Annotated in this window: 13 protein-coding genes; 8 read left to right on the top strand and 5 right to left on the bottom strand. The window is 38.6% G+C overall.

Annotated features, from left to right (window positions below):
- The first annotated feature begins 6 nt into the window (after positions 1–6).
- From COD92_RS08100 to COD92_RS08090, 3 genes are all read left to right on the top strand, one after another.
- Positions 7–225, top strand: a complete 219-nt coding sequence (locus COD92_RS08100; RefSeq protein WP_098531212.1) for a hypothetical protein — start codon at positions 7–9, stop codon at positions 223–225.
- A gap of 214 nt (positions 226–439) precedes the next feature.
- Positions 440–1255, top strand: a complete 816-nt coding sequence (locus tag COD92_RS08095; protein WP_098996129.1) for a hypothetical protein — start codon at positions 440–442, stop codon at positions 1253–1255.
- A gap of 71 nt (positions 1256–1326) precedes the next feature.
- The gene (locus COD92_RS08090) at positions 1327–2028 is read left to right on the top strand and encodes an HAD family hydrolase (protein WP_098996128.1); all 702 of its coding nucleotides are present in this window, start codon (positions 1327–1329) and stop codon (positions 2026–2028) included.
- 131 nt (positions 2029–2159) lie between these two features.
- Here the strand turns inward: COD92_RS08090 and COD92_RS08085 are convergent, their stop codons facing one another.
- The 3 genes from COD92_RS08085 to COD92_RS08075 form a co-directional block, all read right to left on the bottom strand.
- Complete coding sequence (locus COD92_RS08085) at positions 2160–3611, bottom strand: APC family permease (protein ID WP_098531215.1); 1452 nt, start codon at positions 3609–3611, stop codon at positions 2160–2162.
- A gap of 26 nt (positions 3612–3637) precedes the next feature.
- Positions 3638–4201 carry a hypothetical protein gene (locus COD92_RS08080; RefSeq protein WP_098531216.1) on the bottom strand — a complete coding sequence of 188 codons (564 nt, stop codon included), beginning with the start codon at positions 4199–4201 and terminating at the stop codon, positions 3638–3640.
- A gap of 62 nt (positions 4202–4263) precedes the next feature.
- A complete protein-coding gene (locus tag COD92_RS08075) occupies positions 4264–6225 on the bottom strand; it encodes a primary-amine oxidase (RefSeq protein ID WP_098531217.1) in 1962 nt (653 codons plus the stop codon).
- A 190-nt stretch (positions 6226–6415) separates the two neighbouring features.
- On the opposite strand from COD92_RS08075, the gene COD92_RS08070 reads away from it, so the two are divergent.
- On the top strand, positions 6416–7261 hold the full coding sequence (locus COD92_RS08070; RefSeq protein WP_176541251.1) for a helix-turn-helix domain-containing protein: 846 nt from the start codon (positions 6416–6418) through the stop codon (positions 7259–7261).
- Between the two features lie 141 nt (positions 7262–7402).
- Here COD92_RS08070 and COD92_RS08065 read toward each other — a convergent pair whose 3' ends face one another.
- The gene (locus COD92_RS08065) at positions 7403–9304 is read right to left on the bottom strand and encodes a BglG family transcription antiterminator (protein WP_098531219.1); all 1902 of its coding nucleotides are present in this window, start codon (positions 9302–9304) and stop codon (positions 7403–7405) included.
- A 160-nt stretch (positions 9305–9464) separates the two neighbouring features.
- On the opposite strand from COD92_RS08065, the gene COD92_RS08060 reads away from it, so the two are divergent.
- The 4 genes from COD92_RS08060 to COD92_RS08045 are packed head-to-tail and all read left to right on the top strand — an operon-like array spanning position 9465 to position 12866.
- Positions 9465–9773, top strand: a complete 309-nt coding sequence (locus COD92_RS08060; RefSeq protein WP_098531220.1) for a PTS sugar transporter subunit IIB — start codon at positions 9465–9467, stop codon at positions 9771–9773.
- Between the two features lie 27 nt (positions 9774–9800).
- Positions 9801–11051: a PTS sugar transporter subunit IIC gene (locus tag COD92_RS08055; RefSeq protein WP_098531221.1), complete on the top strand. Its 1251-nt coding sequence runs from the start codon at positions 9801–9803 to the stop codon at positions 11049–11051.
- A 23-nt stretch (positions 11052–11074) separates the two neighbouring features.
- Positions 11075–11437 (top strand): PTS sugar transporter subunit IIA, encoded by a 363-nt coding sequence (locus tag COD92_RS08050; RefSeq protein ID WP_098531222.1) that lies wholly within the window; start codon positions 11075–11077, stop codon positions 11435–11437.
- Positions 11430–12866, top strand: a complete 1437-nt coding sequence (locus tag COD92_RS08045) for a glycoside hydrolase family 1 protein (RefSeq protein WP_098531223.1) — start codon at positions 11430–11432, stop codon at positions 12864–12866. The genes COD92_RS08050 and COD92_RS08045 overlap by 8 nt, the downstream gene beginning before the upstream one ends.
- A gap of 172 nt (positions 12867–13038) precedes the next feature.
- Here COD92_RS08045 and COD92_RS08040 read toward each other — a convergent pair whose 3' ends face one another.
- Entirely contained in the window at positions 13039–14334 is a 1296-nt protein-coding gene (locus COD92_RS08040; protein ID WP_098531308.1) for an amino acid permease, read from the bottom strand.
- Positions 14335–14392: the final 58 nt, after the last annotated feature.

Here is a 14392-nt window from a genome sequence, read left to right as displayed (position 1 = left end):
AATAAAATGGACAATCATGGTTTCTTTCAATTTGTACTATTTAAACTCATATCTCTTTCAGTCCAACTCATCTTACTTTATATCCTTGTCCTATTGTGTGAATGGTTTGCCGAAAAAAAGGGCTATAACCTATTCGAACGGTCGTTTTTAGTCACGCTCGTCTCACTGCCCATATTAACATTCATTATTTGGACAATCATTATCGCTAGATTTAAATTGTTTTAGAAAAACAAAATGATGCTAAATTCAGCTCAAATAGCAAAAGACGGCTCCAAATTTCACATTTGAAGCCCAAAAAGGCACTTAAAGCATCAAACTCGCCTCCAAATTCGAAAAAGTGGAATTCGATTTACCAAGCTTAACCCGATATCGTGGAGATGCCAGATACGTCAGATTCGATGACAAACGGCACCAATTTAGCGATGAAAGGGTGTTAGCAATGTTCAATCTTAAGTCAGGAAACATTGAAGGATTCGAACAGTTTTCGCAATTCAGTTCGCTTCAGGAATTCAATCACCATATCGAGATGTGGATGTTAGAACATAAGCAAGATTTTTCAAAAGGAGAGTTAATGGGATTAAAAAGATTGGTACGTTACGCAGCTAAAATCCCCGGCGTTTGCAATGCCAAAATTGGCACCATCTTAAAAGCCATCCATGAAGAATACATGGACCTCGGCATCTCTCGTTCTACTTTTAAACGGATGATCCTTAAAGCCACGAAATTAGGCATTTTCACTGTCTTCGAAACCGAAAGAAAAAACGGTTCACAGTCGAGTAATCTGTACCAATTTAATCGTTTTCCCTCAAATGAACCACCCAAAGAGGAAATAATGAACTACCCTAAAGAAGCTAGTAATCTTTTAAAAACTGAAAAAGATCAAAAGATAAAAGAACGTATAGAAGAACCGTCCAAATTAGATCATACATACGTGAGCGATCGTGTTCCACAGCCTTTTGTTCAGCAAGTTAAATACTTTTTTAACGATGCAAAATCCATCGAAGAGTTTTGGAAAACAGCAAAAATCACGGCCTACCGCAATTCATGGGAAAATGATCCTGAGGTCGTCCTTGATGTTGCCATTCAATCCTTTAAGCAACTGATTCGGAAGCTAAAGTTTGACCGAAATATCAAGAACCCATATGCGTATTTTTACGGGATAACAGAAATCAAATTTTGCAACCTTTTTCATAAAAAGCTCCATAATGAGTTTGGGTTGAACGATCAAGAAGTCGTTTTTAGAATCGTTTCCTAAAGAGAGCTTCCTTTGGGTTCCGCATTTTACTATAATAGAAGAGTTGAATGCCATGAAGAGGAGTGTAGCGCATGAAATCGATTTTCTTCGACCTAGATGATACATTATATGACCAACTCCAACCCTTTCAAGAAGCGTATACTAGAGTTTTTTCAACGTTCGCCGATATTTCGATTCTAGAACTCTTTAAAAAGAGCCGCGAGTATAGTGATAAAGTGTTTGCGCTGACAGAGTCTGGAGAAATGTCATTAGAAAAGATGCATCAATATCGCATGATCAATGCCTTTAAAGATTTCGGATATACGATTACGACTGATGAGGCTGATGCCTTTCAGAAGGAATATAAAGACCAGCAATACAAGGTCACCCTTATTCCAGAAATGAAAAATATCCTTCAATACTTAAGCAATAAGGGCATTCCTGTTTATGTAACCACAAACGGTCCTTCCACCCATCAGCGGTTAAAACTAGAATCACTAAATCTCTCACAGTGGTTACCAAAGAACAATATCTATATCTCTAGCGAAGTGGGCTATGCAAAGCCACACAAGGATTTCTTTGATTATGTTAATGGAAAAACCAATACATCTAGTTCCGATTCCTATATGATTGGAGATTCTTTTGAGAATGACATAATAGGAGCCCATAATGCTGGTTGGGGCTCTGTATGGATTAATAACAAGAACAAAGCAAGGACGATTGAACATATACATCCAACTCATGAGACAAATTCCTATCAGCAGCTTGAAGAACTGATAAAACTACTATTTTAAGCTCTTAAAGCTGATTAATGGAATACTTTACCGTTACCATTACCATACAATTTGAAAAATTAACCGGGTATCATATGTTATCAAGTCCTCTCCCTGATCCGAAGAGGACTTTCAAATGACGGAATTCACTGTTATTGCTCCAAATGGGGTGGTAATTTTTTAAACCCATTCGTTCTAAAGAATAAAAAGACAAACCCGATGATCAGCCAAATAGTCCCTATTAGTAGAGCTAGTCTGTCCATTCCAAACCAAACATAAGCGATAATACTAAATCCCAAAAGCGGAAGAATGAAATAGCGGAAATGATATTTTCCGGTTGGCAGCCAATTGGGTGAATAACCAAGACTTAATGGGGCTTCTCCCTTTTTCTTTACATAATATAGCCAAATAACCGAAAGATTTAAGGCCGCAAAACCAAAAAATGCTCCATAGTTTACTAGGTTGGAAATAGTACCTAAATCTACTGTATTTCCTAGAATGAATTCAACGGCTACTATTAGTAAAATATTAAAATGCGGTGTGTTAAATCGTTTATTAATCGCTGCAAAAATCCCTTTTGGCAACAGATTGTCACGGCCCATTCCATATAACAAGCGAGCCCCAGCAGCAGTTGCCACTAGATTAAAGATCGCCAACGAACTTAAATAACCGGCAGTGAAAAAGAGACCAAACCAATCTCCCCCAGTCATCTTAGACACTTGAAATAGAACTGTATTCATCCAGTTTTCATCATGTATATGACTTCTCCAATCAGGAATAACGAGCATGGCAACATAACCACACACCACCATTGTGACAAGTCCAAGACCAACACACATAAAGATTGCTTTCGGTATATCTCTTTTTGGGTTCGTTGTTTCTTCTGCTAACGTAGTAATGGCATCGAACCCTAGAAAGCTCAATACAGCCAGTGATGTTGCACCCACAAGTCCAGTAACATGATCGAAATGAAACGGTTGAGTACTAAATAACGTGCCCGTTCCTATCCCATCAAAATAGACCGCTTTGCCCCAAACTAAAATACAAGTCCATACCACAAACTCACCCAAAATCAAAAACCAGAGTCCCATTTTTGTCATTAATTCGACTCCAAATAAATTTAGCAAACCAATTCCAATTGAGAAAATTCCTAACAGAATCCAAAAGGGAACAGCCGGAAAATACTGTTGTACTAAATAAGCTGCACTAACAGAAGTGATGGTTGGAATGAGTACATAATCTAAAGTCACAACCCAGCCTGCAATAAATCCAAGATGAGGATTCCATCCGCGCCCGACATAGCTGTAAACAGACCCCGATAGAGGGTAATTTCTCACCATTGTGGCATAACTAAAAGCCGTTAATAGCATGGCAATCCCCGCAAGGAAAAACGGTAAGGCGACAGTCCCGCCAGAGGTTGATAGTAATACACCAAAAATGACTGCTGGTGCTAAGGGGAGCATATAATTGAGTCCGAATGCCGTTAATTGTAGAACATTCATGGATCCTTTTAATTCTTGTTCATACCCAAACTTGGATATTTTCGAGTCACTTGAGATATCTGGAGTGACCTCTTGCAACAACTGTTTATTTTGCATCTCCATGACTACTCTCCCCTCAATATCAAATTTTAGTGTTCATGCATATGACTCATGGTATCTACTTCTACCTGCGTATCCTCCTTTTGCAAAAATCCTGTAGTCCCAATCAGGCAAATGCTCAAAAGAAAGACTAGATAAAAAGTTGCTGGTTTACTTTTAAAAATATTCTGTTTTTTCACCATAGAATCTTTCGTTAGTAATAACATCATCAAACAGATACTCAGAAGATAAATAACATCCATCGTCATGACCATCAAAGTAATTTCATTCGCTGCAAGCATTACTCCCAACATCGCCCCCATCATAGCGCCCATTAAACTAGAAGCTTGGGATTCAATTATTCCACGAACACCAAACCGTGATCCTATTAAGCATGCGATACCAGCACTTACAATAATAGAAAGGATGGTAGTAACAGCGAGCATCTTAGGTAATAAAATGGCAATCACTAAACCTATTGTTATACTGCTCGTCATCCCTAGTATCATTGGGACACAAGTAGATAGTGTCCCACTCCTCTTCTCGGAACGAGAGCTAACAAAAAAGTAGGTGCTATACACAAGAACCATTATCAAACTAACCATTAACAACATGTTTTTCTCCCCCTAATTGTCTTTTTAAAAAGGAGGAGAATCAAATCTCCTCCTTTATTAGGCTATGAATAATGACACTGTGATCCGCTTGTAGAATGGCAGGCAGATGTTTTTGGTGTTGGACGAGGTAAATCAATAGCTGGGTTGCGATCGAAAAACCCTACTGGTTTCAGTTGGAAATTGATATAAGCGGTAGGCATAACCGGCCAATCTTCTGGTCTTGTAATATGGTGATGGCCCATGGTATACCAAACAACTAAATCTTCATTCTCAATATTACGGTTGGCTGCCGCATACTTTGGCAGCCCATCCCCACCTTTATGCTGGTTTGGATAGTTTCCGGTTGCATACATTTCTTTTGAATCATACTGCGTTACATACAAATGATTCTTGAGAAATCCAGCCCGCTTCATGACACTAGATTCATCACTTGCAAATGGCAGACAATTTTCACCTGGCATAATTTTATAACCAACCGGCTTCCCAACGGCATTGAGTGAATTTGGATTAATGATTTTCCATGTACGTTGTGAGGCCATGTCCAAAATCCGCTGAGCTTCCTGCTCTGTCTTAAATGTTTTGGTGTCGATATAAAACGCATTGTTATATGGATTATGCTGCCCTTCCGTCTCCGGCAGGGTATTGATCTCCACGACTGAATTTTTCATACCGTCTAGCATGGTATCTAAGCGGAAGTTAAAGAAGTGTTGATGATAAACTGCATTTAATTGCGGTGCAATCTCTGTTCCATATTTAGATGTGCCGCTTTCATCATAGGTACCCGTATTTAACATCCCTGTTAACTTCACTTCATTTTCTATGGTTCCATCTTGATAAAAGCTCCAATAAAATCCGTAATCATAGTTTCCAACCGTACAGAAGAAGGATAAGACTAATCTACGGGAACGGCGGACCTCCACTTGATCCGTTCTCCAGTCGGTATGTTTCCATGCAATCCCATAATCTTCTTCATGGAGACAAATCGCATTCGGAATCGTCCGGACATTACCTCTGCTATCGGTCATGACAGCATCAAAGTAACGGATCTCTCCAAGACAATCACAACCCAACGCTAAAGAGTTAGCCAACTGCCCAAGACCATATTCACCAGCATCAAAAGCATTTTGGCTGCTATGAGCGAAGCTCCCGTCACCATAAGGCACGACCATCTCTGATAGAGCTGCCCGATAAAGGATGGGGCGGACCTTCCCTTTATCTTCATATCCTACTTGGTGAAGCACCAATCCTTCCCGTGGCGTAAATCCAAAGCGAATGATCCATTTCTGCCATTTAATCAAATGACCATCGATTTCAAAACTTGGTCCTTCCGGTTGAACAATTTCTAATGGTTTTAGATCCGTTCGAAGGGTAATAGAATCGGATGTTTCAGGAGTGTAATTTGCATCTGTCGGAGGAAGGGATCTTACACCATGATCTTCGAATCGATGAACCTCCATTTTATTTAAATCCACATAGACGACAATCCCTGTTAAAGGATAGGCATAGCCATTGTCATTAGGAAATTTTCTTACCCAGCAGATCGCTCTGGCTAATCTTTTTCCTTCGTCCTCTTCGATCCCAAAATGACCTGCAGACCAAGGATCGACCATAACCAAATCGACGTCTGTAATCCCTCTCTTTAACAAAGCCTCCCTAAATTCGGGACTGTTCTTCACCACTTGTTCGCACTCTTCAAATTCATCCAGCATCACACCCGGTTGAACTCCAGGAACGTGCTCCCAGCTGACCACTTCACCTTTTGTGATAGAAACAACTGCCTCGTAGGTCTTCTCAGATTCGTTATCTAAGATCACCATAAATGCTTCTCGGTTAATTTCTTTACCAGGCTCAAAGCTTAGCACAATATCCTTTGCCGGCTCGTTTAAGACAACCGTAACAAACCTTGCAAAGTGATTTAAATTTTGCTTGGTTCTTAAAATATCAACAGCCTTTTTAATCTCTTCGGCTGTTAAGGGCTCCAATGGATGATTGACAGTACTAACTATCGTTTCATGTGCTTGCATGAACAATTCCTCCTTTTGTTTTGTGCTTGCTCTCACTATACATGTGATATTTCTAAATTTCATTGTAAAAAACGGAACAATGTTAATATTCAGAACATTTTACGTTAGTTTTTCTTACATGAAGTGTGTACTAAATTTTTGTTTGTACTATAATCACTGTGTGAATTTAGAAAAGTTGAGGGGTTTTAAAATGAAAACAAAAGGGTATTTTTTCAATCCTACACAACCAGAGATGAAGTCGCATTGTCACTTATATAGAGAGCACCAACCGGAGAAAACGTCTGTAAGAGAGGTTTCTTTATTTTACCAATTCAAAATAGACCGAGGCTCACCAGGAACCTTACCCATCATTCCAGACGGCTGCATCGATCTACTCTTTTGCTTTAATCCTTCCAACTCTTTTGCAGTAATAGGCACTAGCCCTCAACATCGTTGTTCCTACACCTTTAAAAAGGATTCAGAATATTTCGGGGTACGACTATTGCCAGAACAGTCCAGTTTTAAGTTTAAATGTTCAACCAAAGAACTGATTCAACAACAACAAATCCCTCTATCTGATGTGCTCCATATTGATCATTCCTTACTAGAGGAATTGGAGGCTCGATCAAGTTTTCAGGAACGTGTAATATATTTCGATGCGTATTTAAAGTCACATCGACCTGAAGGGGCTTATGAGCGAAACCTCATTACCTATTGCCTAAACAAAATTTATTCTACGGAGGGGCAGTTAAATATAAAGGAATTAGCATGTGAGACAGGTTATTCAGACCGTTATATTCGAAAGAAGTTTGAAGATTATATTGGGTTTTCTCCTAAACAATTTAGTCAGATTGTGAAATTACAACATTCTGTTCACAAACTACTAAACCATAATCTAGATCTAGACGACATCATAGAAGAACATGGTTTTTATGATACATCCCACTTTTATAAAGGATTCAAAAAATATATGGAAGTGACTCCGGAACAATATCGCTACTTATTTAATCATTCTTTTGCAAATAATGATCAAACCACTATATCAACAATCTCCTAAAATACAAAAACCTGAAAAATCGCTGTGGATTATTCAGGTTTCTTCTAGTCATTGTATATTTTTATATGCTTTATAAAGTTATTCATTACTATGCGTAATACCACTTTACCCTTGGGGGCTCAGACCCAATAAAATCGTAATTTAGTAACATGAAACTAATATATCAACAAAACTCTTGTAATCCTCTGCATTCATGATTAGAGAAACATTCCCATCTACAGTAAAAATGGTGGCAAGTGAATCCACTACCTCATGGAATATTTTCCTGTCATCCTTGCTAACAGAAAAAAGTAATACAACGTTAACCGTGAGATCACCCCACTTGATCCCCATATCACTGATTAGAACAAACATACCGGTCTTTTTCGCATTCATTTTGATTGCATGAGGAATTGCTATACGGCCAAAAGCCGTGGACGACATAGCTTCACGTTCTATTACATTTGCAAGGAAACTAGAATCAACAAACTCCTTTTGTTCCATAATTGTGCACATTCTAGTGAGGACTTCCTCTTTTGTCCCAGGAAAATCAACAATTTCAAATAGTTGCTGTTCCGTAATCGCCTCAATATTCCTCTTGAAAGAATCTTTCCTTTTCGATTCTTTAAGATCATTAATTTTTTGGGCCACTTTGTTTTGATCAACGCTTGTAAAAAATGGATTAATTAATACATATGGAATCTTCGGAACAGAATTTAGTTGGACAGCTGAGATAATTAAATCACAATTCAAAACGTTCAAATCGCCCTCGTTGGTTACTATATGTTGAATTAGAAGGTCTTCACCAAATTGCTTAGTCAACTTTTCAGTAATCTGCACGTTGTAATTATAATAAAACGGAAAAAGAATGGCGCAAGTAATTTTGGAATGAGCCTGCTTTTGCATCTCTAAAGCATAGCCTAAATGAAAGGCCACATAGGCGATCTCATCATCATTCATTGTGTATCCCGTCTCTTCCTTAATCGTATAGGATACATGAACGGCACAGTCATAGATAGAAGGACAATTCAGCTTAATCGTTGAAGTCAAAGGATTTTTACTCACAAAATCATTCTCTAAACGCATGATTAAATTTTTAATATGAAGGGTGAACCGCACCAAAAAATCCGGATCCTCAATCACAATGTAATAATTACTTCGCAAGTCTTCAATGATTTTCCCTACTAGATTTAAGCATCGTATTCCTGCTACATCCTGCAAATCCGACAGCTGCAGGTGCATGAAGTTAACACTCGTCCCACTGCTGGAAATAAGCAGAGCCAGGTCACGAATTTCTCCCTCGGAATACTCTACACCAAAGTGCTCCTCAAGTCTTTTGGCAATCTCATTAGCGATTTTGTATTCCTTTTCCAGACTGGCTTCTCCGTCCACTTGTTTTGAAAAAATAAAGCCGTTTTCCATTCGGTCAATGGCGATGGCAATGTGAAGGATGATGTTGGTAAGGGAATAATCATTAGTAAAATAGTGAAAAGTTGAAAAGACTTCCGCAATGACATCGCGGATAAAGTCGATATCATAACCCTCAAAAGATGACCTAAGCTTATCAATATCAAGAAAGTTATCATTTGTTTCACTATAAAGAATGGAACTCATTAATTTTCGTTTACTCTTTTCTGGTCCAACCATTTCAATAGAGTCACCAGACACCCTAAGTTCCAAATTATAATCCGCTAAACGTTTTTTGACCTTACGTAAGTCCCCTTTTAAAGTGACCTCACTGATATATAATTCATCACTTAAGTCAAAAATATTACGTGGACCATCAGCATTCACAAGACTTTTTAATAAATATTCCGCTCGTTCTTTTGGTGTTTGTGGTATCGATTTTTCCAACGAATTTAAAAATGGGGTTAATTTTTCTATTTCTACTCGGTATCCTTTTTTTGATGATATAATCAACTCTTTTTCCATTGAGTTAATATCGGCAATATAGGTTTTCACACTTCTTTTTGAAATACCTAATAAGTTAGCAAGCTGGGCTGATGAAGTCCAGTCTTGTTGAGTACTCAGATGACGAAGTATATTTCTGTATTTTATATTCATAAATCTAGCCTCATTTCATCTTAAAAGGTCGATTTGCACTACTAAATATATATATTTGCACCACCCCAGTGTAAAGGATTATTGGAAAGATTCCAATATTAATTTTATAGTAGGGTTGTAGAAAAGAAAACGCTATCAATTTATTGGAGGGGTTATTTTCATGGAAAAATTAAATGTATTACTAGTATGTGGATCTGGGGCAAGTTCTGGTTTTATGGCTTCAAATATTCGGAAAGCTGCTGCGAAACGTAACCTTGATATTAGCATTAAAGCACGCGGTGAGGCAGAAATTGAAAATTACATTGATGAGATCGACGCCTTAATGGTAGGGCCTCACTTAGCGTATATCTTAGACGAAATCGAGGATTATATTGGTGATGCGGATGTGAAAGTTTTATTAATGAAGCCTTCCTACTATTCTACCTTAGATGGAGAGGCTGCTTTAGAAGATTTATTGAAGGAATTCTAAAACTTAACGAATCGAGGTTAGCCATATATGGAGAAACTGATTAATTGGCTAGAAAAAGACTTCGCGCCAAGAATGAACAAAATTAACCATAATGTATGGGTCATAACGCTAAAAGACTCTATCATGCAATTACTTCCATTTATTTTATTAGGTTCTTTATTTTGTTTATTAACCATCCCTGGTGATGTATTCCACATTAAAAACTACCCTAATTTCTGGACACTGTTCGGTTGGACAATGGGGTTGTTATCGCTATTTGTTTCTTTCCTAATTCCATTTAACTTAATGGAAAAGAAACGTATGCGTAAGCAACGTATGATTGCTGGGTGTACTGGTCTTATCACTTTCTTAATTATTATTTCACCTCAAGTCATTGCAGATAAAACAATTGGTTTTAGTCATGCATCATTAGGTTCTGGCGGGATGTTCGTCGCTATCGTGGCAGGTGTATTTACCGGCTGGATTATGGGACTGTTCGGCTCATTCTCGTTCTTTAAAGAAGAGTCCGTTATTCCTGATTTTGTCCGCGCTTGGTTTGATGCGATGCTTCCTATTGCGGTTGTGATTGTGGCAGCGTGGTTAGTTGTAGACATTGCTGGCTTTGATTTATACAACACGATTTTGAAGATATTTATGCCTCTGGCAAAAGTAATGGAATCACCTTGGGGCTTCCCGTTGATCATGTTTATTACCTGTTTCTTATACACAATGGGAATTTCCACTTGGGTGCTGACTCCAGTAACAAAGCCTGTTCTTTTAGCTGCGATTACAGCGAATGCTACTGCTGGAGCCTCAAATCTTGTAACTTCTGAAACGATGTATTCGGCTTACCTGTGGGTGGGAGGTATCGGCACTACATTGCCATTAGTTATCATGCTAGCTTTTTCGAAAAATGCGAAACTCAAAGCACTTGGCCGAGCCAGTATTACTCCCAGTATTTTCAATATTAATGAGCCAGTCGTATTTGGGGCGATTGCCTGGAACCCCATCATGATGTTCCCAATGTGGATTATCGGAATTGTCCTGCCAATCATCATTTGGGTTTTCACAAAGGTCATTCACTTTGCTCCGATTCCAAAAATTGTATTTGATTTATGGTACGTTCCTTTCCCAATTTCAACTTGGATTACAACAGGTACAATATCTGGACTTATCTTAATGTTTGTCTGCGTGCTGGTCGCTTCCGTGATCTGGTATCCATTTTTTAAAGTATATGAAAAACAAGAAATGAAAAACGATGTGAAAGAAGTAAAAACGGAACTAAGAAAAGCGAAATAATGATTCTGAGGAGATTTGAAAATATGATTTCTGAAAAAACTGCTGAGAATGCCATGCAAATCATACTCCATGCTGGAGATGCCAGGGTTCATTGTATGAATGTATTAAAAGCCATTGAAACAAGTAATTTTGAAAAAGCCAAAGCAGAGATGAAACGAGCAAATGATGAGATCGTTAAGGCCCACCGTATTCAAACCGATGCCATATCCGAAGAAACACAAGGTGAAAAAGGTGATTATTCCGTCCTCTTTGCCCATGCACAAGATACATTAATGACGATTTATAGTGAGATTAACATCGCCAAACGAATGATTAAGATTTTCGAAATGTATGATGCTAGGTTAGCAAAATTAGAAAAAGCAGAAAAGGAGAACGACCATGAATAAAGTACCAACAGGTTTCCCTGAAGGTTTCTTATGGGGTGGCGCTATTGCCGCTAATCAGGCGGAAGGTGCATATGACATTAATGGAAAAGGATTAAGCGTAGCGGATATTAACGAATATCGCGCCGACATTCCGATTGAGAAAAAGTCAAATCTAGAAATTGATAGCCGATACATTGAAGAAGCTTTAAATAGCACCGACCGTATTTTTCCTAAACGCTGGGGCATCGACTTTTATCATACGTACAAAGAAGATTTGAAATTATTAGCCGGAATGGGACTTAAAACGTTTCGAACTTCCGTTGCGTGGACACGCATCTTCCCTAAGGGGGATGAATTAGAACCGAATGAAGCGGGACTACAGTTCTACGATGATTTATTTGATGAAATTATAAAAAATGGAATGGTTCCGATGATTACCATCTCACACTATGAAATGCCTTTATACTTAACAACAGCTTACAAAGGCTGGTATTCTCGTGAACTGATCGATTTATTCAATCGTTTTTGCAAGGTCTTGTTTGACCGTTACCACGAAAAGGTGAAACATTGGATTATCATCAACCAAATTAACCTAATTGTGCATGAGTCCTTTAACCATTTAGGTATTGCAGAAGATAAAGTCGATAACCTTCTTCAGGCAAAATATCAAGGTGTTCATAATGAAATGGTTGCTTGCGGACATGCCACAAAATATGCTCATGACAACTATCCAGATTTACACATTGGCATGATGTTATGTGGTGGACCAACTTATGCAGCCAGTCCAAAACCAGAAGATGTATTAGCTGCGGTTCGTCATAATCAAATGGAATACTTCTTTTCAGATGTATTGCTGCGTGGGTACTATCCTGGCTATGCATTCAGATATTTTGACGATATTGGCATTAAAGTGGAATTTGGCGAGGGTGATGAAGAAGCACTAAAAAATACGGCAGACTTTATGTCCTTCTCATACTACTACACTCGGATGTGCGATGCCGAAAGTTATGCAAATGGAAATCAAGAACATCGTAACCCACAATTAGATGCAAACCCGTGGGGCTGGTCAATCGACCCAGTTGGTTTGAGAACTTTTCTTAACCTCTTCTACGATAGATATCAATGTCCAATCTACATCACAGAAAACGGTGTGGGATACTATGATAAATTAGAAAATGGTGAAATTCATGACCCATACCGTGTTGACTACTTTCGCGCACACATCGAACAAATGAAGGAAGCAATCAAAGACGGGGTCGATTTACGTGGTTACTATGCTTGGGGCCCTATCGATATTGTCAGCTGCTCCTCATCGGAAATGTCTAAACGTTACGGTTTCATTTATGTTGATCAAGATGATTATGGCAATGGCAGCAAGAAACGTATATTAAAAGATAGTTATCATTGGTATAAAAAGGTTATTGAAACGAACGGAGAAGATTTAACCTAATCAATTTTATAGTTTTATAGACTCCTTTAAAAAGGGGTCCTTTTTTTGTGTCGAGTACTTTTCCCATTTTTATAGTTACATACAAAAATTTTTCACAAGGATAATAGCCTATATTAAAAGCCTCTATCAACTTTGATAGAGACCTTTTAAAGTTAATTCACCGACTTTTTTCTTAAACTCTAAGATTAGTCTGCTTTTTACCAGCCATAACCGAGCAAATTACTAAAATTAGCAGAATGCCTAAACAAACAAAAATACTTAATCGGTTTCCCTCGCTGAACGCAAATGCCACACAACTAATAATTAGCGTTATAGCCGTAAATCCCGTCACGTAAGGAAATCCCCATACATGAAAATGCGGCAGATTGTTATATGTTTTACGAAGCTTGACCTGTGCTAAACAGATCGCAATCCAAACCAATGAAACTGTAAATCCTGGTATTGCCATCAAATACCCAAACACACGGTCTGGTGAAAAGTACGCAACAAACGTCCCCCCGACAAGAACGACAGCACTCAAGATCACACTGTATACCGGCACCCCGTTCTTAGCCACAAATGAAAACTGTTTCGGCGCTTCCCCTTCTGCTGCTAAGGAATATAACATCCGAGTACAGCCATAGATACCTGAGTTTGCAGCAGACAATACTGCGGTAATAAGGACAAAGTTCATGATATGGGCAGAACCAGGAAAACCAACCGCAGATAACACTTGGACAAACGGACTATCCTGATTGCCGACTTCATCCCACGGAATTAACCCACAAATAATCAGGATAGGGACTGTATAGAATATCACAATCCTCCAAATGACTCCTTTAATTACCTTAGGTAATACCTTTTCGGCATCCTTTGTTTCAGTTAACGTCAAACCAATCAGTTCTGAACCACCATAAGAAAAGATGACAATTAATAGGGCAGAGAACACGCCTGACCAGCCGTGTGGAAAGAACCCCTGGTGCTGCGAATAGTTTTGTAGGTAATGAGTTTCATTGCTCGGGATAATCCCAAACAAAATACTTGCACCTAGGATAATAAATAAAACAATCATGGTAATTTTAATACCTGCGAACCAAAATTCGAACTCTCCGTACTTCTTAACATTCATAAAGTTGATAGCCACAATAAAAATAGCGCTAATAAAGCTTAATGACCATAAAGACATCGAAGGAAACCAGTACTGCAGGAAGCTTCCTGCTGCTATTACCTCAATCACACAAACGGTGAGCCACATGAAACAGTACAGCCACCCAATGACAAAGGAAACTCTAGCTCCAAATGCTAATCGAATAAATCCTTTCATATTCAGCCCAGGATAGGCAATCGCCATTTCGGCAATGGCACTCATGACAACAAGCAGCAATATTCCTGCGAAAAGATAGGAAAATATAACAGCAGGCCCCGCAATCGATACGGTTTCCGATGTCCCTTTAAATATACCTGTGCCAATCGCTCCCCCGATTGCCATTAATCGGATATGCCGAGGCAATAATCTTTTTTGTAATTCCAATATAGTTTCCTCCTAT

The organism is Bacillus sp. AFS037270 (assembly GCF_002585305.1).
This window is presented reverse-complemented; position numbering and strand designations above follow the sequence as displayed.

What these genes read in the sequence shown, in the direction of transcription:
- COD92_RS08055 (WP_098531221.1), top strand. Translation starts at nt 9,801, where the DNA reads ATGGAGAAACTGATTAATTGGCTAGAAAAAGACTTCGCGCCAAGAATG.
- COD92_RS08065 (WP_098531219.1), bottom strand. Translation starts at nt 9,304, where the DNA reads ATGAATATAAAATACAGAAATATACTTCGTCATCTGAGTACTCAACAA.
- COD92_RS08090 (WP_098996128.1), top strand. Translation starts at nt 1,327, where the DNA reads ATGAAATCGATTTTCTTCGACCTAGATGATACATTATATGACCAACTC.
- COD92_RS08095 (WP_098996129.1), top strand. Translation starts at nt 440, where the DNA reads ATGTTCAATCTTAAGTCAGGAAACATTGAAGGATTCGAACAGTTTTCG.
- COD92_RS08060 (WP_098531220.1), top strand. Translation starts at nt 9,465, where the DNA reads ATGGAAAAATTAAATGTATTACTAGTATGTGGATCTGGGGCAAGTTCT.
- COD92_RS08080 (WP_098531216.1), bottom strand. Translation starts at nt 4,201, where the DNA reads ATGTTGTTAATGGTTAGTTTGATAATGGTTCTTGTGTATAGCACCTAC.
- COD92_RS08085 (WP_098531215.1), bottom strand. Translation starts at nt 3,611, where the DNA reads ATGGAGATGCAAAATAAACAGTTGTTGCAAGAGGTCACTCCAGATATC.
- COD92_RS08070 (WP_176541251.1), top strand. Translation starts at nt 6,416, where the DNA reads ATGAAAACAAAAGGGTATTTTTTCAATCCTACACAACCAGAGATGAAG.
- COD92_RS08045 (WP_098531223.1), top strand. Translation starts at nt 11,430, where the DNA reads ATGAATAAAGTACCAACAGGTTTCCCTGAAGGTTTCTTATGGGGTGGC.
- COD92_RS08040 (WP_098531308.1), bottom strand. Translation starts at nt 14,334, where the DNA reads ATGGCAATCGGGGGAGCGATTGGCACAGGTATATTTAAAGGGACATCG.
- COD92_RS08100 (WP_098531212.1), top strand. Translation starts at nt 7, where the DNA reads ATGGACAATCATGGTTTCTTTCAATTTGTACTATTTAAACTCATATCT.
- COD92_RS08075 (WP_098531217.1), bottom strand. Translation starts at nt 6,225, where the DNA reads ATGCAAGCACATGAAACGATAGTTAGTACTGTCAATCATCCATTGGAG.
- COD92_RS08050 (WP_098531222.1), top strand. Translation starts at nt 11,075, where the DNA reads ATGATTTCTGAAAAAACTGCTGAGAATGCCATGCAAATCATACTCCAT.